The 25,897-nt window shown below is 55.3% G+C and carries 24 protein-coding genes, 1 pseudogene and 1 riboswitch; of the genes and pseudogenes, 1 reads left to right on the top strand and 24 read right to left on the bottom strand.

Translation table 11 applies throughout. From position 1 onward, the window contains the following. Window positions 1-14: 14 nt before the first annotated feature. From GT003_RS30495 to pth, 14 genes are all read right to left on the bottom strand, one after another. Window positions 15-986 (bottom strand): ABC transporter permease, encoded by a 972-nt coding sequence (locus tag GT003_RS30495; protein ID WP_161705169.1) that lies wholly within the window; start codon window positions 984-986, stop codon window positions 15-17. Between the two features lie 706 nt (window positions 987-1,692). Next, window positions 1,693-2,526 carry an ABC transporter ATP-binding protein gene (locus GT003_RS30500; RefSeq protein ID WP_161705171.1) on the bottom strand — a complete coding sequence of 278 codons (834 nt, stop codon included), beginning with the start codon at window positions 2,524-2,526 and terminating at the stop codon, window positions 1,693-1,695. 76 nt (window positions 2,527-2,602) lie between these two features. Then, the gene (locus GT003_RS30505) at window positions 2,603-3,403 is read right to left on the bottom strand and encodes an ABC transporter permease (protein WP_161705173.1); all 801 of its coding nucleotides are present in this window, start codon (window positions 3,401-3,403) and stop codon (window positions 2,603-2,605) included. 6 nt (window positions 3,404-3,409) lie between these two features. After that, window positions 3,410-4,411: an ABC transporter substrate-binding protein gene (locus tag GT003_RS30510; protein WP_239566170.1), complete on the bottom strand. Its 1,002-nt coding sequence runs from the start codon at window positions 4,409-4,411 to the stop codon at window positions 3,410-3,412. A gap of 111 nt (window positions 4,412-4,522) precedes the next feature. Further along, window positions 4,523-4,648: riboswitch (guanidine-I (ykkC/yxkD leader) on the bottom strand. A gap of 133 nt (window positions 4,649-4,781) precedes the next feature. Further along, window positions 4,782-5,477, bottom strand: coding sequence for an urea ABC transporter ATP-binding subunit UrtE (gene urtE, locus GT003_RS30515; RefSeq protein WP_161705177.1), 696 nt, complete (start codon window positions 5,475-5,477; stop codon window positions 4,782-4,784). Next, entirely contained in the window at window positions 5,455-6,246 is a 792-nt protein-coding gene (gene urtD, locus GT003_RS30520; protein ID WP_239566171.1) for an urea ABC transporter ATP-binding protein UrtD, read from the bottom strand. Before urtD ends, urtE begins: the two co-directional genes overlap by 23 nt. After that, entirely contained in the window at window positions 6,209-7,297 is a 1,089-nt protein-coding gene (gene urtC, locus GT003_RS30525; protein WP_161705179.1) for an urea ABC transporter permease subunit UrtC, read from the bottom strand. Before urtC ends, urtD begins: the two co-directional genes overlap by 38 nt. A 39-nt stretch (window positions 7,298-7,336) precedes the next feature. Beyond that, window positions 7,337-8,242, bottom strand: a complete 906-nt coding sequence (gene urtB / locus GT003_RS30530; RefSeq protein ID WP_161705181.1) for an urea ABC transporter permease subunit UrtB — start codon at window positions 8,240-8,242, stop codon at window positions 7,337-7,339. Between the two features lie 415 nt (window positions 8,243-8,657). Continuing rightward, window positions 8,658-9,938 (bottom strand): urea ABC transporter substrate-binding protein, encoded by a 1,281-nt coding sequence (urtA, locus tag GT003_RS30535; RefSeq protein ID WP_161705183.1) that lies wholly within the window; start codon window positions 9,936-9,938, stop codon window positions 8,658-8,660. A gap of 363 nt (window positions 9,939-10,301) precedes the next feature. Beyond that, window positions 10,302-11,342: a lactonase family protein gene (locus GT003_RS30540; protein WP_161705185.1), complete on the bottom strand. Its 1,041-nt coding sequence runs from the start codon at window positions 11,340-11,342 to the stop codon at window positions 10,302-10,304. A gap of 99 nt (window positions 11,343-11,441) precedes the next feature. Continuing rightward, window positions 11,442-12,569, bottom strand: a complete 1,128-nt coding sequence (locus GT003_RS30545) for a peptidylprolyl isomerase (RefSeq protein WP_161705187.1) — start codon at window positions 12,567-12,569, stop codon at window positions 11,442-11,444. Further along, complete coding sequence (mfd, locus tag GT003_RS30550; protein ID WP_161705189.1) at window positions 12,556-16,083, bottom strand: transcription-repair coupling factor; 3,528 nt, start codon at window positions 16,081-16,083, stop codon at window positions 12,556-12,558. Before mfd ends, GT003_RS30545 begins: the two co-directional genes overlap by 14 nt. A gap of 213 nt (window positions 16,084-16,296) precedes the next feature. After that, window positions 16,297-16,527 carry an anti-sigma-F factor Fin gene (gene fin / locus GT003_RS30555; RefSeq protein ID WP_161705191.1) on the bottom strand — a complete coding sequence of 77 codons (231 nt, stop codon included), beginning with the start codon at window positions 16,525-16,527 and terminating at the stop codon, window positions 16,297-16,299. Window positions 16,528-16,840: 313 nt separating this feature from the next. Then, on the bottom strand, window positions 16,841-17,401 hold the full coding sequence (pth, locus tag GT003_RS30560; protein ID WP_161705193.1) for an aminoacyl-tRNA hydrolase: 561 nt from the start codon (window positions 17,399-17,401) through the stop codon (window positions 16,841-16,843). A 131-nt stretch (window positions 17,402-17,532) separates the two neighbouring features. On the opposite strand from pth, the gene GT003_RS30565 reads away from it, so the two are divergent. Further along, complete coding sequence (locus GT003_RS30565) at window positions 17,533-17,733, top strand: hypothetical protein (RefSeq protein WP_161705195.1); 201 nt, start codon at window positions 17,533-17,535, stop codon at window positions 17,731-17,733. Between the two features lie 44 nt (window positions 17,734-17,777). Here GT003_RS30565 and GT003_RS30570 read toward each other — a convergent pair whose 3' ends face one another. The 10 genes and pseudogenes from GT003_RS30570 to rsmA all read right to left on the bottom strand — a co-directional run bounded on the left by GT003_RS30570 (window position 17,778) and on the right by rsmA (window position 25,893). After that, on the bottom strand, window positions 17,778-18,428 hold the full coding sequence (locus tag GT003_RS30570; RefSeq protein WP_161705197.1) for a 50S ribosomal protein L25: 651 nt from the start codon (window positions 18,426-18,428) through the stop codon (window positions 17,778-17,780). A 211-nt stretch (window positions 18,429-18,639) separates the two neighbouring features. Next, on the bottom strand, window positions 18,640-20,043 hold the full coding sequence (gene glmU / locus GT003_RS30575; RefSeq protein WP_161705199.1) for a bifunctional UDP-N-acetylglucosamine diphosphorylase/glucosamine-1-phosphate N-acetyltransferase GlmU: 1,404 nt from the start codon (window positions 20,041-20,043) through the stop codon (window positions 18,640-18,642). A gap of 232 nt (window positions 20,044-20,275) precedes the next feature. Next, window positions 20,276-20,560: a septation regulator SpoVG gene (gene spoVG / locus GT003_RS30580; protein WP_018759486.1), complete on the bottom strand. Its 285-nt coding sequence runs from the start codon at window positions 20,558-20,560 to the stop codon at window positions 20,276-20,278. A gap of 138 nt (window positions 20,561-20,698) precedes the next feature. Next, the gene (locus GT003_RS30585) at window positions 20,699-21,082 is read right to left on the bottom strand and encodes a RidA family protein (RefSeq protein ID WP_161705201.1); all 384 of its coding nucleotides are present in this window, start codon (window positions 21,080-21,082) and stop codon (window positions 20,699-20,701) included. 48 nt (window positions 21,083-21,130) lie between these two features. After that, the gene (purR, locus tag GT003_RS30590; RefSeq protein WP_161705203.1) at window positions 21,131-21,958 is read right to left on the bottom strand and encodes a pur operon repressor; all 828 of its coding nucleotides are present in this window, start codon (window positions 21,956-21,958) and stop codon (window positions 21,131-21,133) included. Window positions 21,959-22,041: 83 nt separating this feature from the next. Beyond that, window positions 22,042-22,896, bottom strand: a complete 855-nt coding sequence (gene ispE, locus GT003_RS30595; protein WP_161705205.1) for a 4-(cytidine 5'-diphospho)-2-C-methyl-D-erythritol kinase — start codon at window positions 22,894-22,896, stop codon at window positions 22,042-22,044. Window positions 22,897-23,254: 358 nt separating this feature from the next. Next, a pseudogene (locus tag GT003_RS30600) lies at window positions 23,255-23,431 on the bottom strand (small, acid-soluble spore protein, alpha/beta type); the annotation flags it as partial. Window positions 23,432-23,614: 183 nt separating this feature from the next. Further along, window positions 23,615-23,887: a biofilm formation stimulator Veg gene (gene veg / locus GT003_RS30605; RefSeq protein ID WP_090648920.1), complete on the bottom strand. Its 273-nt coding sequence runs from the start codon at window positions 23,885-23,887 to the stop codon at window positions 23,615-23,617. Window positions 23,888-24,039: 152 nt separating this feature from the next. Then, window positions 24,040-24,915, bottom strand: a complete 876-nt coding sequence (gene yabG / locus GT003_RS30610; protein WP_161705207.1) for a sporulation peptidase YabG — start codon at window positions 24,913-24,915, stop codon at window positions 24,040-24,042. 81 nt (window positions 24,916-24,996) lie between these two features. Continuing rightward, window positions 24,997-25,893: a 16S rRNA (adenine(1518)-N(6)/adenine(1519)-N(6))-dimethyltransferase RsmA gene (gene rsmA, locus GT003_RS30615; RefSeq protein ID WP_161705209.1), complete on the bottom strand. Its 897-nt coding sequence runs from the start codon at window positions 25,891-25,893 to the stop codon at window positions 24,997-24,999. Between the last annotated feature and the right edge of the window lie 4 nt (window positions 25,894-25,897).

A 25,897-nucleotide genomic window follows, 5' to 3' on the forward strand; every position in this document is an offset into this window, starting at 1 on the left:
AAACGGCCTCCTCTCTACCACAAACTGTTCTCGCTCGTACGGCGGACGACCTGATTGACGACGATGAGCAGCACCGCATTAATGACGGAGTTGAATAAGCCGATCGCCGTCGAGAAGCTGTACTGGGCGCTCACCAGACCCGAGCGGTAGACGAAGGTCGAGATGACGTCCGACGAAGTCATGTTAAGCGGGTTCTGGAGCAGCAAGATTTTCTCGAAGCCGACGCCCAGCAAGCTGCCCATGCTTAGAATGAGGAGGATGGTCATCGTCGGCATCAGGGTCGGGATATTGATATGACGGACGCGCTGCATCCGCGTCGCGCCGTCGATGATGGCGGCTTCATGAAGCCCGGGATCGACGCCGGAGAGCGCCGCCAAATAGATGATCGTGCCCCAGCCGGCGCTCTGCCACACGTCCGAGAGGACGTACATCGTCTTGAACCAGCGCGGATCGGTGAGGAAAGCCGGCGATTGAAAGCCGAGTCCTTCGATGATATGCGTGATGACGCCGGTCGACGGAGAGATGAAGGTAATGATCATCCCGGCCATGACGACCATCGAGATAAAGTGAGGCGCGTACGTGACCGTCTGGGCCATTTTCTTGAAGAAGCCGTTCCGCACCTCGTTGAAGGCGAGCGCCAGTATGATCGGAATCGGAAAGCCGACGGCGAGCGAGTACAAGCTGATGCTTAAGGTGTTCCACAGCAAATCCCAGAAGTAATAGGAATGAAAGAAGCGCACGAAATGGTCGAAGCCGACCCACGGGCTCCCCGTAATCCCTTTTGTCGGAATGAAGTTCTTGAATGCGATTTGAATGCCGTACATCGGTCCGTAACAGAAGATAAGGAAGTAGATGAGCGCCGGCGCAACGAAGACATACAACTCCCAATTCTGAAGGATTCGCTTCCATGTGCGCCTCGAGCGTCCCGTCGACCGTCCCGTTCTCAATGCCGAACCGCCCGCAATAGCCGTTCTTGTATCCTGCATAGGATCACCCCTTCCTGATTTCATGGTCATGATGTCGTTTTGATGATTTCGTTTTCATGATGTCGTTTTGATGATTTCGTTTTCAAGCTCTGCCATTCGCTGCGGCGAACCCTATGTGTCAGCGTTTGCATCCTTACGGTAGCCGATCGTCCGATTCTTCGTAAATATGTCGTTTTCCGCTTCCTATGAAAGCGCATAACGCTAGGCTTTACGATACTTTTACAAACGCTGCTGACAAGTGGGCGATGTGTCGTTTTTGTCCGGCCGCACCGTGTTGACTGACCAAGGTCAAATTCGGCCAAGCGGTGTCGGAAGGTCAAACGCAGGGTGACGGAAGGGCGGTAGAGAGGGCCTATTGATGCAGTGGAAATGCAGTGGAAATACAGTAGAAACACAGTAGAGATAAAGCAGAGATATAGTAGAAAAAAGATAACCGCTGCCCTCTCCAAGCTGAATCCATTCCGTCTGCAGCCGAAAGATCCCCATCAACTCCATATGGAGCTGACGGGGATCCTGTCGGATCTTATTCAGTCTCGCCGAGCATAAAAAAAAACCGCTCATGAACGAGCGGCAGGGTGACGAAAGAACATCAGCGTAACCACGAAACCAAGCACGGCCAATACGCGGGCCTGCCATTGCCTTGCATTGCCTTCTCGTCTCATACGATCACGCCTCCATGTATCGAATTCGAAATCAACTCGTGCAATCAGTGCTTCAGCAGCTGTCCCAGCTCGCGCCGCAATGCAAGGAATGCGGGCATTTCCCGTACTTCCGGCGTTCGCTGCGCGGGCAGCTTGACGTCGAACGTCTTCAGGATCCGTCCCGGATTCGCGCCCATCACGACGATCCGCTGCGAGAGGAAGATCGCTTCTTCGATATCATGGGTGATGAAGAGCACCGTCGTCTTCTCTTTCTCCCATACTTCGAGCAGCATTTCCTGCATATCCAGCTTCGTCTGCGCGTCGAGCGCGCCGAACGGCTCATCCATGAGCAGCACCTTCGGGCGGTTGGCAAGCGCCCGGGCGATCGCAACCCGCTGCTTCATGCCCCCGGAGAGCTGCTTCGGATACGCGGCCGCGAACGACTCCAGCTTGATGACCTTCAGAAAATAATTGCTGATCGCCCGGCGCTCCAGCGTCGAGATGCCCTGCAGCTTCGGTCCGTACTCGATATTCTCGCGCACCGTCAGCCAGGGGAATAACGTATAGCCTTGGAACACCATGCCGCGTTCCGCTCCGGGACCGATAACCTCGTTACCGTCCAACGTGACGGAGCCATCCGTCTGCTCATCCAATCCCGCCACGATTCGCAGCAGGGTCGATTTGCCGCAGCCCGACGGGCCGACGACCGTCACGAACTCATTGGATCCGATGCTCAGGTCGATATCGGACAAGGCCGCGAAGCGGCTTTTCTTCGATTCGTACACTTTCCCGAGGCCCGCGATGACAATCTCGCCGCGCTGCCCTGCGGCACGCGTGCTGCCGGATGTCGGGACAACGGGCTCTTCGCGCGCTTGGATCTGCTGCTTGACTGCTTCCATGACATTCACTCCCGTTTCTTCTCCCTTGGCGGGAGTTGCTTGCGACGCCTGTTCCTTGAGCAGCCTAAGCCTGGACCTAGGCCCATGGGAACAATCTGCGGTTCAAGAAGGCGAAGATCCGATCGCTGATCAAGCCGAGCAGGCCGATGACGATGATGCCGACGAAGATTTGATCCGTATTCAGGAAACGCTGCGCCTTCATGATGGCATAGCCGAGACCGCTGTTGGCGGCGACGAGTTCGGCCACGACAAGGTAGGTCCACGCCCAGCCGAGAATCAGGCGGAGCGTATTCATCAGCTGCGGTTGGATGGCGGGAATGAGAACCGTCTCGATCGCCTTCCAACGCCCGGCGCCGAGCGTGAACGAAGCTTGCAGCAGGTCCGCGGAGACGCGGCGCGTATTATCGGCGACCATCAGCACGAGTTGGAAGAAACAGCCGATGAAGATCAGCAGGATTTTGGCCCACTCGCCGATCCCTGCCCATACCATAATGAGCGGAATGAAGGCGACCGCCGGCATGTAACGAATAAATTCCATGGGCGGCTCGACGAGCGCTTCCGCGTATTTGAACGTGCCGGCGAAGATGCCGAGCGGGATGCCGACGATGCAGGCCAGGACGAAACCGGCCGATACCCGGAAGACGCTGATTCCGATAAAATTCCAATACTCGCCTGAACTAAGCTGCTTCGTCATCTCTGCCATAACCTGACTCGGCGTTGGCAGAAAGACGGGATTGACCGCCTTCGTGTAGCTCAGCACGGCCCACAAGGCCAGCATCAGCACGAAGGACAGTCCTGCGGTGAAGGCGAACGGCCTCCCGCCGATCTCCTTGAAGATTTGAAAACGATGGGGCTTGCGGCGTCTAGGCGCGTTCATGGCTCATCACTCCTTAGCGGCTTTTTCTACGAATCTGGCGTCGAACAAGGCGTCGTAGTCTTTGATTTCATCCACCATATCGAGCTTCTTCAGAAATTCGTTCGTCGTTTTGGCGGTATAAGCCAGCGAGGTGTAGTCGTCGCGTTTGCCGAAGGCGTTCACGTTGTCCTGCGGCGTGAAGAGCTTGATGCTCGCAAGGCCGAGCTTGAAGTCTTCGGGCGTCGTCTCCGCATGCTTCGCCATCAGTTCGATCGCTTCGTCCTCATGGTCCTTGAAATAATTCAGGGCATCGAACCAGGCATCGACGATATGCTGGATATCGTCCGGACGCTTCTCCACGACGCTGTCGCGGAAGACGAGCAGATCCGGGATGAGGCCCGGCGTATCTTTGGAAGAGAAAAGCACCTTGCCTTTGCCTTCTTTGACCGCCGTCGTCTGGAACGGCTCCCATAGGACGGAAGCGTCCGTTTTGCCCGATATAAAGGCAGGGCCCGCATCGTTCACGGTCATGTTGACATACTTGACATCCTTCTCGTCCATGCCGTTCTGAGCCAGCGCCGTCAGGAGCAGCAGATGATCGACCGTTCCGAGCTCCGTCGCGACGGTTTTGCCCTTGAGATCCTTGATGGAGTCGATACCCGTCTTGCTGACGATCGCATCGCCGCCGAAGGAGTTGTCGTTGACGAGGACGGCCTTCAGGCCAATCCCCTTGGATGCCGGCGCGAGCGTATCGCTGAGCGTTTGGCTGTTCGCGTCCACCTTGCCGGTCGAGAGCGCCTGCAGGGAGTCGCTGTACACGGGGAACCATTTCAGCTCGACGTTTACGCCATGCTTCTCGAAGAACCCTTTCTCGTCGACCAGGTACCAGAAGAACCAGCCCGGCCAAGCGCTGAGCGCAATCGTGATCGGATCATCCGAAGAACCGGAGGACGTTTCCTTGGAATCTCCGCAGCCGGCAAGCACCGTGAGCATGGCAACCAACATAAGCAGCACAACCGATCGTTTCATCACTTTCATGTTCTCCCTACTCCCATCTCTTTGTAGAAGACGAAACGGACTCCGCGCATCGGCGAACAGCCGTTTCAGATCTTGCCGAAAAAAGAAAAAGCCTAAGGAGAGATCTCCCAGGCTTTTGTCCTTCCGTGTTATATGGCCGCATCCGCAGCTACGCGGAACGTCGGACCATACGCCGCCTCTTGGACCAGTCTGACCGAAATCGGTCACGGAACCCTAGACAGCATGGCGTTCCCAAGTGATGCAGCAAGCCGGGAACCAATATGCGATTGTTAGATAACCTTACATTTGTCTCTATTGTAAGAGCGAGGCACATGATGTGTCAACATGCATGTTAGGTTTTATTACATTACGACCGATTTATTTAAACCGTGAGGTAGTGCCGGATCACTTCGTCATTCAAATCGCCTAAGCTGCCTTCCCAAGCAACGGCGCCCTTCTCCAGAATATAAAAGTAGTCGCCGACGCTCTTCACGAATTCCAAACTCTGTTCGACGAGCAGGATCGCCGTCTTCCCGTCTGCCTTAATGGAACGGATGACATCCCGGATATCGTCGACGATGGACGGCTGGATGCCTTCGCAAGGCTCGTCGAGCAGCAGCAGATCGGGTTCGGACGCCAGCGCCCGCGCAAATGCAAGCTGCTGTTGCTGTCCTCCGCTGAGGTCTCCGCCCCTGCGGCCGTACATCGCCTGGAGCACCGGGAATTTCGCGATGGCCGATTCCGGAATCGTCTTGCGTTTTGCCGTCGATGCTTCGAGACCGAGCAGCACGTTCTCGAACACGGTCAGCTGCGCGAATACCTCCCGCCCTTGCGGCACGTAGCCGATCCCTTTTTTCGCCCGCTGTCCCGGTGCGCGCTTGGTGAGATCGCTGCCCTTGTACGCCACCGTCCCCTTGCGCGCCTTGATTACGCCCATGATGCTCTTCATCAGCGTCGTCTTGCCGACGCCGTTGCGCCCGAGCAGGCAGACGACCTGCCCCGGTCTTACCTGCAGCGTGACCCCGCGCAGGATCACGCTTTCTCCATAACCGGCTTCAAGCTGTTGAACGGCTAGCATCGACATCCCGCCTTTTCCCCAAGTACACTTCCGCCACCCGATCATCGCGCTGGACGTCCTCCATCGATCCTTCCTTCAGGAGCTTGCCCTCGTGCATCACGGTGACGAAGCTCGCGAAATTCCGAACGAACTCCATGTCATGCTCCACCACGATGACCGACTGCGTCTTGCGAATCTCCTCCAGGAGCTCGCCGGTCTTCTCGGTCTCGTTATCGGTCATCCCCGCCACGGGCTCATCGAGCAATAGAATCTCCGGCTCCTGCAGCAGCATCATGCCGATCTCGAGCCACTGCTTCTCGCCGTGCGACAGCCCGCCCGCGCGCCACTGCGACTTCTCCGCGAGTCCAACCATTTCCAGCTGGGCCGCGATGCGCTCGCCGTCTTCCTTGCGAAGCTTCGCGCGCATGGCCGCGAACACGCCCCGGTTCTGCTTCATGGCGATTTCGAAGTTCTCGTGCACGGTGAGCGATGCGAAGATGGACGGCGTTTGGAATTTACGTCCGATGCCGAGCTCCGCGATCTGGTGCTCTTTCCTCCGCGTAATATCGATGCCGCCGCTTTTCCCGAAGAGCACCTTGCCTGCCGCCGGCTTCGTCTTGCCGCAGATGACGTCGAGCATCGTCGTCTTGCCCGCGCCGTTCGGCCCGATCAGGAATCGAAGCTCCCCTTTCACCAGCGTCAGATTCATGCCCTGTACCGCTTTAAACCCGTCAAAATCGACAGTCACGTCGTCACACTGCAGGATAACGGACTCCATCTGCTCCTTCATTGGACGCCCTCCTCCTTCTAAGTCGTTTCAATTGGCCAAACAGACCTGCCGCTCCCTTCGGAAGGAAAACGACGACGACGACGAACAGCGCGCCCATGAAGACGATCCAAATATTCGGGTACGATTCACTAAAGGTACTCTTGGCGTAATTGAGCAGGACCGCTCCGAGCACGGCTCCGACCAGCGTGCCTCTGCCGCCGATTGCGACCCATAGCACCATTTCAATCGAAGGGACGATGCCCATCATGGACGGAGAGATGATGCCGACATGCAGGACGAACAGCATGCCCGCCAGACCGGCGAGCGCAGCCGAGAAAGCGAAGGCGACCATTTGATAAATGGCCGGATTGTAGCCGATAAAGCGAACGCGGTTTTCCCCGTCGCGGATCGCCCGCAGCACTTTGCCGAAGCGGCTCTTCACGAGGACCCGGCAGAGCAGGTAGGCGCCAATCAACGCGGCCACCGTTACCCAGTACAGCCAGCGCTTCGTCTCCGGCGATCCGAGGGAGTAGCCGAACAGCTTGCTGTAGCCCGTAAGCCCGTTGGTACCGCCCGTATACGCCTGCTGCCCGATGAATAGCGTGGTCGTAATGATGACGAGCGCCTGCGTCAGAATCGTGAAGTAGACGCCCCGAATGCGATTGCGGAACGTAAAATAACCGAGAATAAGCGCAAGAATCGCGGGCAATAGGATGCCCGCCGCGATGGCGAACGGCAGGAATTCAAACGGCTTCCAGAACCACGGCAGCTTCGTCAGCCCGCTCCAATCCATGAAGTCCGGCAGCTTGCCGCCGCTGGCCTGCATCTTCAGGTACATCGCCATCGCATAGCCGCCGAGTCCGAAGAACACGCCGTGCCCCAAGCTGAGAATGCCGGTATAGCCCCATATCAGATCAAGCCCGAGCGCCACGATGGCGTAAGCCAGAAATTTCGCAAGCAGGTTAAGGCGAAAATCGCTCAACACGAGCGGCGCGCAGAACAGCACGGCCGCCGCGGCTACATACGCGGCGAGCAGCCATAGGCGCTGAGCCGATAATTTTCGGATTGGCATGATGTCCTCCACCTTTCCAGGGCGCTGTTGCCCCGGATCTCAATTGTCCAAGGATCGCGAGCGCATGGCCACGAACCCGCTGGGCTTCCACTGCAGAAATGCGACGATGCACAGAAACACCAGTACCTTGCCCAGCGAAGCCGTCGTCCAATATTCGAACAGCGTGTTGGAGATACCGATCCCGAGAGCGCCGAACACGGTACCGACCAGCTTGCCGACGCCGCCGAGCACGACGACCATGAACGCATCGACGATGTAGTACGTCCCGATGGCAGGTCCGATCGGCCCGATGAGCGTGAGCGCGCAGCCCGCAATGCCGGCAATGCCGGAACCGATCGCGAACGTTACGGCGTCCACCCTGCGTGTCGATATGCCGAGGCAGGCGGCCATTTCGCGGTTTTGCATGACCGCCCGCATGCGGCGGCCGGGATGGCTGCGGTAAATATACAGATACATCACGAACAGGCAGACGAGCACGAGCCCGATAATGAACAGCCTCTTATAAGGGAAAACATTGTCGCCAACCGTCAATCCCCCATCGAGCCACGCCGGACTCTTAACCCCGACGTTCGGCGCGCCGAATACGCTCCTCGCCAGCTGTTGAAGCATGAGGCCGACGCCCCATGTCGCGAGCAGACTGTCGAGCGGGCGGCCGTAGAGAAACCGAATCAACCCCATCTCGAGCACGAGCCCGAAGATGAACGCCACGATAAAGCTGACCGGAATGGCAATCGCGAAGTACCAGCCGAACATGGAGGCCGGCATATAGTCGGCAAATAGATTCTGTACGACGTAGGCCGTGTAAGCCCCGATCATGATGAGCTCGCCATGCGCCATATTGATGACTTTCATCAGACCGAACGTGATCGACAACCCAAGCGCGATCAGCAGCAGGATCGAGCTCACGCTAATGCCGTTGAACAGCTGCAGGATAATAACGTCCATGATTTCACCCCTAAAGGAGACCTGTGTGACTAAGCAAGCATTCTGCCTGTAATGAATGGTTGGAATGGAACGTCCAATGTAACATAGGACTCGACGCCGCTTCGGCCGACGCCAATAGGGGAAGCACTCGAAGCCATCTGCCTGCGAATGCTTCCCCTGCCGAATGCCAGCTTCCACGATATGATTAAGAGGTTTGAAGAACGTTGAAGATAGTTAAAAAAGTTGAAGAGGGTATTTAAGCTACGTGCTCATGAGTCCGCGCTGTGCATGGTTTCTCTCGCTTCTCTCCCTATAGTCTCCGATACTATAGTTTCCCCTGTCGTCTCTATTCTATTTCTCTCTCTGTTCTCTCTATTCTCTCTATTATATTTCTTGCTTTGTTGCTTCTTTTAGTAAGGTCTTATGCGCTTACCGCTTATTTGCCTTCGCTCAGGCTCTTCGCCCAATCGTAGCCTTTCAGGAACGGATCCGGCTTAACCGGCGACCCGGAATTCCAAACTTCCTTGAACTGGCCGTCTGTCTGCACTTCGCCGATCCGCACGGTCTTATAGAGATGCTGCGTTTCGCCGTCGATCTTGACCTTGCCTTCCGGCGCGTCCCACTCCAGCTCCTTGGCCGCATCCTTGACTTTGTCGACTTCCGTGGAACCGGCCTTCTCGACCGCAGCCGCCCAGAGATACACGGCGTCGTAGCCCGCTTCGATCGGATCCGCCGTTACGCGGTCTTCGCCGTATTTCTTCTTGTAGTTCTCGACGAAGGTCTTGTTCGCCGGCGTATCCGTCGTCTCATAGTAGTTCCAGGCCGCGAACGTCCCAGCCAGCACGTCTGCGCCAATGCCGCGGATTTCTTCTTCGGCTACGGATACGGACAGCGTCGTCAGATCCTTGGACGAGATGCCGGCATCCTTCAGCTGTTTGAAGAAGGCTACGTTGCTGTCGCCGTTCAGCGTGTTGAACACGACATCCGGCTTGGCTTCCTTGATCTTGGAAATAATCGTCGTGTAGTCGGTGTGGCCAAGCGGCGTGTACTCTTCACCGGTCAACTGGCCGCCCTCTACCTTCAATTGCTCCTTGATGATCTTGTTCGCCGTGCGCGGGAACACGTAATCGGAGCCGAGCAGGAAGAACTTCTTTCCCTTATTCTCCAGCAGCCACGATACCGCAGGCACGATCTGCTGATTGGTCGTTGCGCCCGTGTACATGATGTTCGGGGATTGTTCAAGACCCTCGTATTGAACCGGGTACCAGAGGAGACCGTTCAATTCCTCGAATACCGGCAGCATCGCTTTCCGGCTGGAGGACGTCCATCCGCCGAATACCGTCGCGACTTTATCTTCGGAGATCAGCTTCCGTGCTTTCTCCGCGAACGTCGGCCAATCCGAGGCGCCATCCTCGACGACCGGCACGATCTTCTTGCCCATGACCCCGCCCTTTGCATTGATCTCGTCAATGGCCATCATTTCCGAATCCTTCACCGATACTTCGGAGATCGCCATCGTACCGCTTAGAGAATGAAGAATGCCGACTTTAATTTCCCCGCCGCTGCTGGTTCCGCTGCTGCTTCCACTGTCGTCCGTTTTGGCGCTATCCGCATTTGTCGTTGTTGAAGCCGCGTTATCATTCTTACCGCAGCCGGCCAGCACCATCATCAGTGCCAATAATACAAATACCCCGCTTTTCCAAAACTTTCTCTTCATTCTCCCACTCCCCATCCATTTTCTTGTCTCTTTTCCGAACATTCAATTGGATATGATTTCCATTGTTCGTGGGTTTATTATAAAATCATGTTAGGTTGTATGTCAACAAAGTTTACACAAGTTTTTAGAATGAATCATAAAATGAATATTTACGTCAAATATCTCATAAAAAATGATCAATATATTCAAATATATATCGGGGAATTTGGTTGTATGTTACTTTATGTAACATAACCAAAGAAAACCGATTCCCCATTAATGGAGAATCGGTTTTCATCTTAATAGATAAGCTTCATGTTACCTGTAGAACCAAATAAAAAATATTGAACGATAAGTCAATTAAAAGATCAATCTAAAAATCCCCTATTGAAACACAACACAAACCGGCTTCACCGACTCAAACGCCTCTCCTGTATCCGTCAAACGCCCCGTTTCCCGATCAATGCGGAATACGACGATCCGGTCGCTCTCCTGATTCGCCGCGAGCAAATAGCCGCCGTCCGGCGAGATCGCGAAATTTCGGGGCGTCCTTCCGCCGCTCGGGACGATGTCGATCAGCTCAAGCTGTCCGTCCGGCATAACACGATATGCGGCAAGGCTGTCATGACCCCGATTGGAAGCATACAGAAACCGGCCGTCCGGCGTGAGATGGATGTCCGCGCAGGTATTCTCGCCCTCGAACGCCTCCGGCAAGGTGGAGAGCGACTGCAGCAGCGTCAGCTCGGACGTCTCGGGCGCGTAGCGATAGGCAACAACCGTGCAATCCAGCTCGTTGACCACATAGAGCACATCCCCGCTAGCATTGAACGTCATATGGCGAGGTCCCGCTCCGGCGGCAGATGGGGTCGTGCGATGTCGGACAAGCTTTTGCGCCTCATGGTCAATCCGGTAATGCACGATCTCGTCGGTACCCAGATCTGCAACTAAGATATAACGGTTCGCTTTGTCCGGCATGGATGAGTGAGGATGCGGCGCCTCCTGCCTGTCATCTCGAGGTCCCCGCCCCTCATGGGCGATATGATCGGCCAGCATCAGCGAGCCATCCTCCCGAACGGCATACAGGCTAATCGTACCGCCTGAATAATTCGTCACCGCGAGGAGCCGTTCAGTCGCATCGAGCGCAAGGTGACAGGGCGATCCGCCTAAAGTAGAGCTTTCATTAATAAGCGTAAACGCATCTTTATCTTCACGAGTCGCATAGCTGTATACGCTCCCCGCCTCCGCGCCCGTTTCGCTGACGACGTAAAGCCGCGTGCCTGCCTGATTGATCGCGATAAATGAAGGATGATAAATGCCCGCAAGCCCGGACTGCTCCGTCAGCCGGCCGTCCTGCAGCCGCATTGCCTTCACGCCCTCCTGCTCCTTCGCGCCGTAAGATCCCGTGTAAAAAAGCTGCTGTTCCATGGATTTTTCCTCCTCTATAAGAATAAAACAAAACCCAGCCATTGCGGGCTGGGCTTGTCCATGCGGCAATGCTGCCCTTACCCGACGGTCCCCGATTGCTTACTTGCTCTCGGTTTTGTTATCGTTCGTGGCTGCATCGTCTTTCTTATCCGTGCCGGCGTTCGTCGCACCGTTCTTGTTCGTGTCCGTATTCGTACCGGAATTCGTGCCTGTACCTGCATTGGAACCGCCCGCCGGCGCAGCTGCTTGCGGCAGGTCGATCTTCGTGATCAGCTTCGGCAGATCGGTTGTCATGAAGGCTTGCAGTTTAGCGGAAGCCGCCTCCTGCTTAAGTCCCGATTTGTCCGCCTCCGTCAGCTTCTCGAACGGCGTCGGCGTACGTTTCTCGACTTTCATGACATGGTAGCCGAACTGCGACTGCACAGGATCGCCGACTTTGCCGATCTCCTGTTTGTTGGCTGCATCCTTGAACTCTTGCACCCAGCCTTTAGCCTGCTGATTCTCGTAGAGGCCGCCATTGTCCTTGGAGCCCTCGTCTTCGGAGTACTGCTTCGCGAGCTCTTTCCAGTCGCCGCCGGCATCCAGCTTCGCTTTGACTTCCTTCGCGATTTTGAGCGCATCCTCGTCTTTGCGTTTCTCGGCGCCCGTCGTCGGATCGACCGTCGAAATCAGAATGTGGCGAACGCTGATCATGTTGTAATCATCTTTGGTCGTGTCGAATTGCTTCTTCACGTCCGCGTCCGTTACTTTGCTTTCTTCGTCCTTCATGATGCTGGTGATCATGCCATAAAAGTAACGGATGTCCGCTTCTTTCAAACCGGCGTCATCCACTTTCTTCTTCAGCGTCGCGTCGGCGTCGATTTGGGACTTCACTTGCGTGTAGAAGCTATCGATGTTCTTCTGCTCCTCGTCGCTCAGCTTCTTGTCCGCCAGGGGCTTGTACAATACTTTATAGCCAATATATTCGCGGAGGAACTGCTCTTGCAGCTGCGGGATGCTCAGATACATCTCCGTCTGCGGCTGAACGATGCCGAAGAACGTGGAGTACTTCTTGAACTCACCCTCCGTGACGGTGCCGTCTTTGTAGGTCGCGACCGTTTTGCCGCCGCCCGCTCCGGGTGCCGAAGACTCCTCCTTCTTCTTGCCGCAGCCCGCCGCAAGCACGACGACGAGAACAGCCGCAAGCGCAAGCAGGATCATTCTTCTTGCCTGTTTAGTGCGTAACATCCTGTAGTTCCCCTTTCGATTGAATGGTGTCTTTATAATGCGTCAAAAACCGTTCCAACAGTTCAAGCTTCTGTTCCATGGACAACCCTTTGCCGCGCAACTGCACGAGCGGCCCTGTCTCTTGTCCCGCCGTACGCGCGAAGCGATTCTCCAGTTGGAGGCAGAGTCGGTCCACTTTCTTGATATCAAACCGTTTCTTCTCGCGCTCCGCAAACCTCAAGGTGATGTCTTCGCCTTTGCCGCCGATCTGCTCGATGCCGCAAACAGCGCCGAATACTTTGAGTCGGGCTACGGAGAGCAGGTTGTCTACCGACTGCGGCAGATCGCCAAAGCGGTCGACAAGCTCGTCGCGCAGGTCGTCTCCCTCTTCGAAGGTGCGCACCGCGGCGACTTTCTTATAAATCTCTATCTTCTGTATGCTATCGTAAATATAGGAAGACGGCAAGTAGGCATCAATGCTCATATCGATGACCGTGCTCACTTCCTTGACCGGCTCTTCGACGGCGCCGCCCATTTCCGCCTTCCGCTTGGCGATCTCGTCGGCCAGCATCTGCGAATAGAGGTCGAAGCCGACGGACGCGATGAAGCCATGCTGCTCCGCTCCGAGCAGATTGCCCGCTCCCCGGATGGACAAGTCGCGCATCGCGATCTTGAAGCCGGAGCCCAGCTCCGTGAATTCCTTGATCGACTGAAGCCGTTTCTCGGCTACCTCCGTCAGCACTTTGTCCCGCTGATAGGTAAAATACGCATAGGCGATCCGGTTGGACCGGCCGACGCGGCCGCGCAGCTGATACAGCTGGGACAAGCCCATTTTATCCGCATCATGCACGATCAGTGTATTGACGTTCGGAATATCGACCCCGGTCTCGATGATGCTAGTGCTCACCAAGACGTCGGATTCGCCGTCGAGGAAGTCGAGAATCGTCTTCTCCAGCTCCTGCTCGGACATTTGGCCGTGACCGACGGCTACCTTCGCATCCGGCACCAGCGCGTTGATCTGCTCCGCCATCTGGTAGATCCCCTGTACGCGGTTGAACAAATAGTACACCTGGCCGCCGCGTGCCAGCTCGCGCTCGATCGACTCGCGGACGAGCGACGGACTGTATTCCACGACGTACGTCTGCACCGGGAACCGGTTCTCCGGCGGCGTCTCGATAACCGACAAGTCGCGCACGCCGAGCATGGACATATGAAGCGTCCGCGGAATCGGGGTCGCCGTCAGCGTCAGCACGTCGACATTCGTCTTCAGCCGCTTCAGCTTCTCCTTATGCGACACGCCGAAACGCTGCTCTTCGTCTACGATAAGCAGTCCGAGATCCTTGAAAATCACGTCTTGGGACAGTATCCGGTGCGTGCCGATGACGACATCCACCGTACCGGCCTTGAGGCCTTTCATCGTAGCGGTCTGATCCTTCTTGTTCCGGAAACGGCTCAGCACCTGTACATTGAACGGGAAACCCGAGAACCGCTCGCGGAAGGTCTCGTAATGCTGCTGTGCCAGAATCGTCGTCGGTACCAAGATGGCCACCTGCTTGCCTTCGATAGCTGCCTTGAACGCTGCGCGCACGGCCACCTCGGTCTTGCCGTAACCGACGTCGCCGCACAACAGACGGTCCATCGGACGAGGGGTCTGCATATCCTTCTTGATTTCCGATATCGCCCGCAGTTGGTCGACGGTCTCGTCATAAGGGAACATCGCTTCGAATTCCTGCTGATACGAGGTATCCGCCCCGAAGCCGAAGCCGGTCGTCGCCTGCCGTTCGGCATACAGCTTAATAAGCTCGTCGGCAATATCCTTGACCGATGACTGCGCCTTGCTCTTCACGCGCGTCCATTCGCTGCCGCCAAGCTTGTAAACCTTCGGTTCCTTATCTTCGTTGCCCACGTACTTCTGAATAAGATCAATCTGCTCGATCGGTACGGACAGCTTATCGCCGCCCGCGTACATGATATGCATGTAGTCCTTATGAATACCGGCGATTTCCAGCGTACCGATGCCCATATATTTGCCGATGCCATGATTCTGATGCACGACATAGTCGCCGACCTTCAGCTCGGTATAGCTCTTGATCCGCTCCGCATTGTCCATCTTCTTATCGAGGCGGCGTGCCTTGCGCTGCTTCTGCGAAAACATCTCGCCTTCGGTAATGACGATGAGATGCACGGACGGCAGTTCAAAGCCGCTCTGCAGATTGCCTTCGATCAGCATCGGCGGCTCGATGCCGTAGTCCTGCAGCACCCGGCGCATCCGATCCATCCGTTCCGCGCTGCCGGCCAGCATCATAACGGTCGCGCCCGCTTTGCGCCAACGCTCCATTTCCGTTTTCAGCACGTTCATTTGACCGTGGAAATTTTGCATCGCGCGGCTGACGACATTCAGAATATTCTGCGGCTGCGTATGCGGGATCTGCCGGAGGAAGAGCGATAGGAACAGCGTCGGAAACGGACGGTGAAACAACACGTCGTCCGATGGGCGCGCCAAAGTCAGCGAAGGCAGCGCCTTGCCGTTGGTCATCAGGTGCGTCGACCATTCCGCCTCGTCCCGCTCCAGCTGGCGGCCGGTTTCGATGAGACGGGTCGGCTCGTCGTAGATCAGCAGCGTGTCCTGCGGTACGTAATCGAATAAGGTCTGACGTTCAGGGTAGAGCAGCGAAATGTATTTATAGATCTCCGGGAAATACTGATGCTCCCGCAGCTTGTCGATCTCCGAGCCGATCTCCGCGCGCAGCCGGTCCTTGGCCGTACGGTCGGTCATCTTCTGCAGCTGCTGCTCGAGCAGCTCCGATGCGTGCTGGGCCGCGTTCTCGAACCGGCGTCTGTCCGCCGTCAGCTCTTGGCAAGGCGGAACGCTGAACGAATCCAGCTTCTCGATCGAGCGCTGGTCGGAGGAGTCGAAGGTGCGAATGGAGTCGACTTCGTCGTCAAACCATTCCACCCGGTACGGATGCGGCGAAGTGAGCGGGAAAAAGTCGACAATGCCGCCCCGGACGCTCATTTCCCCTTTGCCCTCTACTTTATCGACGCGCTCGTAGCCGAGCTCTACCATTTGCCGTAAAAACGCTTCCAATGCTAGCGTCTCGCCGACCTTCAGCGCAATGCGCGCATTCGCCATGACGCTGCTCAGCGGCAGAAACCGGCGCACGCCGGAGAATGGAACGACAACAATCCCGCGAAAGCCTTGCGACAGACGGATAAGCACATCCATCCGCTGCGCCAGCGTTTCCGGGCTCGATATGGCCGCTTCGGCAGCGACAAGCTCATTGGCGGGATAGAGCAGCACCTCGCCGGGCGACAATAGCTCCACCAGGTCTTCTGCAATCTTCTGCGCTGCAAACATGTTGTGGGTCACCACGAGCACAGGGCGGTCGAGCTCCTGCTTCAGGGCGGCGATCATGACCTGACGCGATGAGCCGGCCAGCCCCGATATGAGCTGCTCGCGCATCCCTTTCTTGATTCCGGATACGACCGAGACAAAGTCCGTATCCGCGGCATAAGCTTCCAGTAATGCTTTCAAGTTAGCGGCACCTCGTTTCTTTCCAAACCGATCCGTTCCGTACTCCTAGGCGGCGTTGCCGGATGAAATAGCCAGCGCCGCCCTGTAGGGGCGGTGCGCGTTTCATCCGTCATTTTATAGCGTCAGCACACCTGGCATTCATAAATTGCTGCTAATCAAAAAAGAAGCCTCAGCCACGCGCCAAGGCTCTTGTATCGCTCTGCCGGCCAGCTGTCATTGCAGCGGATTCGCCACGAGCAGCAGCTCCGGATTGCTCTCTATCGCTTCGCGACAATAATCACAGACGACGTTAACCGTAACGTCTCCGTTCGAGTTATACGCTATTATATCGCTGCGCTCTTCGGGGGTCAAGAAATGGAAACCGAGCTGCGTCTCCGAGATGTGGGCGTTATCGATGGAGCCCATGGGCGTTTTGCAATGCCGGCAAACATAATTCACAGCCATATTTATGCCTCCTGAGTGGTCGTTATACCCTGGTCGCGAACTTTCGACTGATCCGTGAGGTTCTCTCACTGTTCAGTCGTACATGCCAGTTCGCTGCTCGGGTCTGCATCCTACCCTGGTCGCGAACTTTCGACTGATCCGTGAGGTTCTCTCACTGTTCAGTCGTACATGCCAGTTCGCTGCTCGGGTCTGCATCCTACCCCGGTCGCGAACTTTCGACTGATCCGTGAGGTTCTTTCACTGTTCAGTCGTACGTCCTAGTTCGCTGCCCAGGTATGCATCCTACACTCAGTATGCCCGCGGCCGCTCATATTTAACGGTTGAATTTGGCCATCGTGCGCTCGAATGAATTCGCAAGCGCGAACTCCGCCGCGTCGCAGCTCTCTTCCACCATCGCTTTCAACAGCTCTCCCTCGCTCTTCGGAAAATTCGAGAGCACGTAATCCGAGATGATCATCCCGTTCGTCGGCCGCGAGATGCCGACCCGGATGCGGTTGAATGTCTGCGTGCCCGTATGCTGGATAATGGATTTGATGCCGTTATGGCCGCCTGCGCTGCCTTGATAGCGGAGCCGGATTCGGCCCGTTTCCGTATCCATGTCGTCGTAGACGATAATGGCATCCTCCAGGTCGGCCTTAAAATAGTCCATGAACCCGCGCACGGTTTCGCCAGACAAGTTCATATACGTCATCGGCTTGATCAGCGCCACCTTCGTTCCGGCGACATTCCCTATGCCGATCAGCGCTTTGCATTTGTTTTGCGTCACCGGGATGCTCCACCGTTTAGCGAGCATATCGACGACCATGAACCCGACATTATGCCGCGTTCCTTGATAAGCGGTACCGGGGTTGCCGAGACCTACGATCCATTTCATGCTGTTGTCGTCAACTCCTGTTCGATATTCGAAAAATTCTTTTTGCCCATGCAACGAATCTTCATTCCAAAAGGTCATATGTATAGAGGCGGCGGACTGCCGAACTTCGTATGCAAAGGGGCGTTTGATCGATGTATATGAACGGTCAACTGATTTTCGACGATTTCCATTTCCAGGATCATCATGAATGCCATGTCCCCGTGCAGGTCTATTGGGGCCTTCAGCATCATGATATCGGCTTTGTCGAACAATTCAGTCCATCGTACATCAAGCTCAATAATATTTTCTACAGCCGGAAGCAATTTACCTTCGTGTCCAGGCCGGGATACTAAAAAAAAGTAAAGGGGCTGCATCGGCAGCCCCGCTTTCGTCATCGTTATTCCGATGTATGAACTTCCATCTTCGCTTCATGCGACCGCTCTGCGGCAGCTTCCGCGTCCTCTGCAGCCTCTTCCGCTTCTTCCGCCGTGAGATCCTTCTGCGGCAGCAGGATCGTGACTACGACATGATCCGGTTCCACCCGGGTCGTTACGCCTTCCGGCAGCTTCAGATCGGCAACCAGCAGGTTCTCCCCGATACCGAGTCCCGTCACATCGACCTCGATCGCTTCCGGAATCCGATTCGGCAAGCAGTGAATCTCCAACTCGTGGAGCATCGCTTGCAGAATGCCGCCTTCGCGTACGCCGGAGGAGTCGCCAACCATTTCGATGCGCACCATGGTCTTGATCTCTTGATTCATATTGACTTGATGGAAGTCAACATGCAGCACATTGCGAGAGAGAGGCTCGCGTTGTACCTCCGTGAGCATGACAGGCTGTTTGCCCGCGCCTGGGATATCGAGCTCCAGCAAAGCATGCGGATGGGACCGAAGCAGCGCCGTCAGTTCCTTCTCATTCACCGCCACGCTCAGCGGCGTGCTGAGCTTTGAACCATATACGACGCCGGGAACGCTTCCCCGCAGCCTCATTTTCCGTAAGTCGCCTTGCGTACCTGTTTTCCGTTCTTCGGCTTGAAATGGGATTGCCATTGTGGAAACCTCCTTGTACAATTCGATTTCCATATATTCATACCCATTCCGGCTCGTAATTAAACGATTCTTTCGCCGTGCAAGCACGCGCATCGGCGTGGTGAAGGCTCGCTGCACGCAAGAAAAAGACCCCGTCGACGTCTGCAACGTCGCTTTAGGAGTCCTCTTGTCAAGATGTCAGGATACGATTCATGAATGAAAACAAAGCAAATTAATCTTTTTTGGATTTTGCTTCTTTCTTCGCTTTGGCGCGTCCGCGCAGCTTCTCGGCGTAACCCGGTTTATTCTCCTGGCGCGCACGGGCAATGGCCAGGTCGTTTGCCGGCACGTCATGCGTAATGGTCGATCCCGCCACGACATAGGCGCCGTCGCCGACTTTAACGGGGGCAATCAGATTCACGTTGCTTCCGACAAATGCATTGTCGCCGATTTCCGTGAGCGACTTGTTATAGCCGTCGTAATTGACCGTAATCGCGCCGCAGCCGATGTTCACGTCCTTGCCGACCTTCGCATCGCCTACGTAGCTCAGATGCGAAACCTTGGAGCCGTCGCCCAGCTCGGCGTTCTTCAGCTCGACGAAATCGCCGATCTTGCAGCCGACGCCCAGCTTGGAGCCGGGACGAAGGTTCGCGTAAGGGCCAACCGCGCTTTCATCGCCGATCGACGATTCCGCGATCACGGAATGTTTCACCGTCACGCCGCTGCCGATCGTCGTATCGGCAATGTCGGCATGAGGACCGATGACGCAGTCTTCGCCGATCATGGTCCTGCCGCGCAGCACCGTTCCTGGATAAATGACCGTATCGGACCCGATAACAACGTCTGCCTCGATATAGGTCGCGGCCGGGTCGATCACCGTAACGCCCCCGATTTGGTGCTTGCGCACGATGCGCGCGCGCATGAGCGCTTCTGCTTCGCCTAGTCCGACGCGGTCATTGACGCCAACGCCTTCCGCATAGTCCGGCGTGCAATAGGCACCGACGATCTCGCCTTCGTTCTTCAAGATCTCCATCACATCCGTTAGGTAATACTCGCCCTGCGCGTTGTGATTGGTCACTTTGGCGAGCGCCTGGAACAGCTTCTTATTATCGAAGCAGTACATGCCCGTATTGATCTCGCTGATTGCCGCCTGCTCCGGCGTGCAGTCTTTCTGCTCCACGATACGCATCACGTTGCCCGCTTCGTCGCGAATAATACGGCCCAGTCCCTGCGGATTCGGCACGACCGCCGTCAGCACCGTTGCCGCGGATCCGATTTCCGTATGGTAGCGAAGCAGCGCGCCGATCGTTTCCGACGTCACAAGCGGCGTATCGCCGTACAGGATAACCGTCGTACCTTCTTCCGCGCCGAGCAGCTGCTCTGCCTGCTGGACCGCATGGCCCGTGCCGAGCTGCCGTTCTTGGAGCGAGAATTCCACTTCATCCCCCAAGAACGAGCGAACCGTCTCCGCGCCATGGCCGACGACGACGACCGTACGCTCGCAAGCGGCATCCTTCACCGTTTGGAGCACATGCGCCACCATAGGCTTGCCGCACACGGGATGCAAGACTTTATATAGTTTGGATTTCATGCGTTTTCCTTGACCTGCTGCAAGGATGATAGCCATTACTTTCACGGAATGTCCCTCCAACCTGAGTCGCCGATGGACTCATATCTCAAATGCTCTACTGAATATAGCGTATCCCAAGGCAAAAGAAAAGAGAGCCTCGCGGCTCTCCTCCTTGAAGATCCAATAGTTGTATGGTCTCATTAAGATACCGCACTTGGATTTCTCCGGAATGAAATGTGCCCTGCCGCCAGAAAGACGGCGATCGCCATTCCACCAAAACTACCCCAATATTCCCAAATTAAGCGCCTTCTTCAATGACTTCTTCTTCCGTGGCCGCACGCTCGTACTCAGCGAGTACGGCAGCTTGAATCTTCTCCCGTGTCGTCGAAGAGATCGGATGTGCAATATCGCGGAACTCTCCATCCGGCGTACGCTTGCTTGGCATAGCCACGAACATCCCATTGTTGCCGTCTATCACGCGAATATCGTGAACGACAAACTCATTGTCAATGGTAATGGAGGCGATCGCCTTCATGCGACCTTCGGAATTTACTCGGCGGAGTCTAACATCGGTAATTTGCATCTGTGTTCACCACCTTTGCCTATAGAAGACTTGGTGTATACTTCCACATTTTGATGCGAAATCCTTCATGTTTGCGGGAATTTATTGGTTAATTTTGAAAATTTTTTTCGTCGTAAAGATTATTCTTTTTTATTCGACTTATATCGATACGATAAGCTCGATTTCGACAAGAACATCCTTCGGAAGCCGCGCCACTTCTACGGTTGAGCGCGCAGGCTTGTGGTTGCCGAAGTAGGAAGCGTAGATCGTATTGAGCGCTGCGAACTGATTCATGTCTTTGATGAAAACGGTTGCTTTAACCGTGTCGGACAAGGTTGCGCCTGCCTCAGCCAAAACCGCTTCCAAATTACGAAACACCTGGTGCGCTTGTTCCTCGATCCCGCCCTCCACGAGGACGCCGTCCGAATTCAGCGGTATTTGTCCCGACGTAAAAAGCAGGTTGCCAAGCTTCATCGCTTGGGAGTAGGGTCCGATCGCGGCAGGCGCCTTGTCGGTCGAGATGATCTGTGGTTGTACTTTCATTTTGCAATCCTCCGTTTTCTTGTAGGTATACCGCTAACATAGGCGTGCCTATAAGTTGAAATAGTTGCCCGGGATGACTGTCGTCTGCTTCGTCTTCATATCTACGGCCGTCAATCTGGCCAGGGAAACATAATCTTCCAGCAGCCGCTCCTCGGTATCGAGCTCGCCGGATTCCACGAATACGCCAACGCCCGCGACCTTCGCATTAAATTCATAGAGCAGGTCCATCATGCCCTGGATCGTACCGCCGGCTTTCATGAAATCGTCTACGATGAGTACCCGTGCGTCCTCTTTGAGCGCGCGGCGTGCCAGCGACATCGTTTGGATTCGTTTGTTGGAGCCGGAGACGTAATTAATGCTCACGGCAGAGCCTTCCGTAACTTTGTTGTCCCGGCGCACGATGACGACGGGCAAATTCATACATGCAGCCGTAGCATAAGCGAGCGGAATCCCCTTCGTCTCCACGGTCATGATGACATCGATATCCGCATCGGCGAAAGCAGTCGCGAACATGCGTCCGACATCAGCCAGCAATCCTGGCTGTCCCAGCATATCCGTCATATATAAATATCCGCCGGCCAGCACGCGCTCCGGCTGTTCTAATTGGCGGCAAATACCGTTCATAATGCTCAGCGCTTCCGAAGAGCCCATTTTCGGCGTGTATTTAACGCCGCCAGCCGCGCCTGCGAGCGTATGAAGCTCGCCGAGCCCTTCTTCTTCGAAAACTTCCTTAATAATGGCCAAATCCTCGCTGATGGATGACTTGGCAGATTGATAGCGGTCCGCGAATGCTGTTAGAGAAATTAACGTATGGGGGCGCGTAAGTAAGTATTGCGTCATCTCAACTAACCTTGCACTTCGTTTTAACTTCTTCAAATGGTTACACCCCCGGCTAAATCCGAATAATATAAAGACAATATACCATTTTCATACGGATTTAATCAAGGTTTACGTAGGCTTTATGTCAGCATTCTTACCACATAAACTTCTTTGCAAAATCCGCGCAGTCCATTATAGATTCTCGAGACCTTCGCTTCCTTGCTGACCAAACCGAATACGGTTGGCCCGCTGCCGGACATCAGAACGCCATCCGCACCGAGCCGCTGCATGCTTTCCTTCAATTGAAGCACTTCGGGATACAGCGGCAGGGTAACGGTTTCCAGTACATTGCCGAGATTCGCGCATACGTCCGTAAACGATCCATTTGCAATCGCTTCCACCATGTTTTTGGTCGAGGGGTGCTTCTTCAACTCGGATGCTCGCAGTTTACCGTACACGTCCGCCGTCGACACATTGATCGGCGGCTTCGCCAGCACGACCCAGCATTGCGGCGGATTCGCGATCGGCTCCAGTTTCTCGCCGCGTCCGCGCGCGATGGCGGTGCCGCCAGTCACGCAGAACGGAACGTCCGAGCCCAGCTCGGCGCCCAGCGTACAGAGCTCGTCCTCCGAGATGCCAAGCTGCCAGAGGCGATTCAATCCGCGCAGCGTCGCCGCCGCATCGCTGCTCCCGCCAGCCAGTCCAGCCGCAACCGGAATATTTTTGTCCAAATGGATATATACGCCCTTGCGTACGTTATATCGGTCCTTGATCAGCCTTGCCGCTTGAAAGGCCAAGTTTTTCTCGTCCAGGGGAATATAGCCCGCCTGGCTGGATATAAAAATGGAATCGCTCGGCAATTCCTCCATCTCCAGCCGGTCAGCCAAATCGACCATGGTCATAATCATTTCGACTTCGTGGAAACCGTCCTCGCGTTTGCGCATTACATCCAAGAGCAGGTTAATCTTGGCCGGCGCCTTCTCATAGATCTTCATGTTCGATTCACCCGTCCATTATCGTTAAACTTCACATATTATAACAAAAGGTCATAAGAAAAGCTAAGATGGAGGCGAGTCTGCTGCTGCGCCGCTTCATCTTAGCTCGTTTAGCCTCTTCTTATTGATACATGACGGGCGATTGCTGCTGGGCTCCTGCCATGGCTTGCTGCATATACGGAGGTACGCTTGCCACTGGCGATCCTGCTGGCTTCGTATGCGAGACGGCGGTATTGGTGTGCGCGCCTCTATAATTGGACGTTTGATAGCTCTGGGTTGGCATCTGCGCCCGCGTATTCGGCTGTGCCTGCATTTGCGTATGCGGTCGTGCCTGCGGTTGCGCGGCTTGCTGTGCCTGATATTGCTTCGCAGCAGCCTGCTCCGCCATCTGAATGGCTCGTTTAACCATGTTGCCGGCATCCTTCGCTTTAATGCTGCCCCAGCCTTCCCGCTGAACCGTGTCATAGAAACCAAGATCCTTGGCCAGCTCGTTCTTCAGCTGTTCGCTCATCGTACTGCGTCTTCGGGACATCAGGTGCATCCTCCTTATAAGTTCGCGTCTTACCGTTAGTATGGTTGTTTTCCGCATTCTCATTCCTGGGAGGAAGTCGTCCCAACCGGCTGCGGCGCACAAAAAAAATGCAAGCAACCCAAACGCTTCGCGTCTGCCGTTGCCTGCATCATGTAAGGAATCCAAAGCATACATTCCGTTTGTTTATTACTGTATATAGGTAATGCGTACCTGACCGTCATCGCTGTCAACCATCACTTCAACGGATTCCGTCAAAATATCGGCGTAGCTGTAAGACACGCGTTTGAACGCATGCTGTTCCTGATCAAGTCTGACAATGAATACAGAAGGGTAGATTTCTTCTAATACACCGGTCCGTTCAATAGTCTTTCGACGACCACCGTTTGCACGAAGACGTATTTTGGATCCGACATGGGTTTCCAAACTGCGTTTAATCTCCAATAGCGCATTTTTAGCCATTGTGCACTACCACCTCTTTCCTTGTCCATTATAACCAAGGTGAGGTGATTTGTCAAAAAAATTTAATTATAACAGTGGGCTAAATATATTGTCAATATAAAAAATCTTTATTTTTTCGACTTCATGTATATTTTGTCCTGCCTGCAAACGACCTATACGGTCGCCTTCACGCCGGTCAGCGTGCGGGGTTTCGGAAGGCCTACCCGATGCTTGCCAAGCGTTTCAATCCCGCCCACGCCGTCGATGCCGCTGATGGTGCCATGGATGACGTCCGTCAGATTAATGGTCTCCCGGATCGGCGTATAACTGGCTTTGATCGCGATGTAGACAGGATCCAGCGCATGGATGAGTACTCTGCCGGGCGAACTGGCAAAATTCGAGCCCGACTGCAGCAGCGCTTCATAATGCGACTGGCAGGCACCTGCTACGATGATCAAACTGTCCCGGTTTTTCTCGTACTCGCGGGCGATACGAACGGCATCCACGAAATTTTGCGAATTTTTATAGGACGCCAGATTGCTCAAATCATTCTGTTCCCGGTTCTTCAGGACGCCATCATGCCCGGTAATGACGATAATATCTGGCTTGATCTGGGGAAGCAGCCGATATACGGCATCGGCCATCTGCGACTCATGCACGAATAAGCCATGAGCTGGAACGCGCATCTGCGTATACAGCTGCATGCTCTTCTTCATATAATTACTGTCCCCGTCCAGATGGAGCACCCTGCCGGGCACTTCGAAATAAGGCTGGGTCTGATTCTGTACGCGGAGCAGCTCCCGTTGAATAATTTGCTGCTGGCGCTCCTCCTGCATCCGCTGCGTCGATTCTCCCGCCCGCAAACGCGCCTGCCGGATCGCAACCGGCAAATCGCCATCCTTGACGACCGATAAATCGACTATGGGTGCGTCTGCAAGCAGACGGTAGTCCGTGCCCTTCAAAATGGCTGATTGTTGATCAATTGTCGCAACACGAAAAAGGACGTCCCCGCCGTAGGATTTGCGGACGACCAGGTCCCCTTGCATCATGGGCAAATCACCTCTTCGTCTATCCTATGGGGAGACGCCCCTGATGGTGCGCTTCTTTGCGATGTTTTGCGGCCCCTGCCGTTAGGCGGGCAAGCCCGCTTTCAGCAGGGCATGGCTAAGCGATGCGAACTCCGCCAGCGACAGCGTCTCACCGCGGCGCGACGGATCAATGCCGATGCCTTCCAGCAGCGGTCCTAACAGCTCGCGATTCGGCTTACCGACATAAGCGGTCAAATTATTCGCAATCGTCTTGCGTCGCTGCGCGAAGCAGGCCTGCACGGTCCGGAAGAAGAACGCCTCATCCTCCACTTCGACCGCGGGCTTGTCCCTCAGCGATAATTTGATAACCGCGGAATCGACGTTCGGTTGGGGAATAAATACCGTGTGCGGCACGATGCAGACCAGCTCCGGCTGGCAATAGTACTGCACAGCCACGCTGAGACTGCCGTACTCCTTGCCACCCGGCTTGGCCGCCATACGCTGTGCGACTTCCTTCTGAATCATAACCACGATATGTTCCAGCGGCAGCTTCTCTTCCAGCAGCTTCATCAGAATCGGCGTCGTCACGTAATACGGCAGGTTCGCCACGACACTAACGCCGGATAGGCCGGCAAACTGCTTCTCCATCAGGCCGGGCAGATCCAGCTTAAGCACGTCGCCATGCTCGACATGCACATTCGGCGTATCCGACAGCACGTCCTTTAGAATGGGAATCAACCGGTTATCGATCTCGACTGCGGTGACTCGCCCTGCCGTTTGCGCCAGCCGCTGCGTCAGCGCGCCGATGCCAGGACCGATTTCCAGCGCGCCTTTCGTTTCGTCGAGCTCCGCCGCGCTTACGATTTTGTTCAATATATTTTGATCGATCAGGAAATTCTGTCCGAGGCTTTTCTTGAACGTAAAGCCGTATTTCGCGATGATGTCCTTCGTGCGCTTCGGCGAGCCGACTTCCGCGGTCGCTTTGAAACCTTCTGTCATGCCG

The organism is Paenibacillus sacheonensis (assembly GCF_009909195.1).
Taxonomy (GTDB): Bacteria; Bacillota; Bacilli; order Paenibacillales; family Paenibacillaceae; genus Paenibacillus_Z; species Paenibacillus_Z sacheonensis.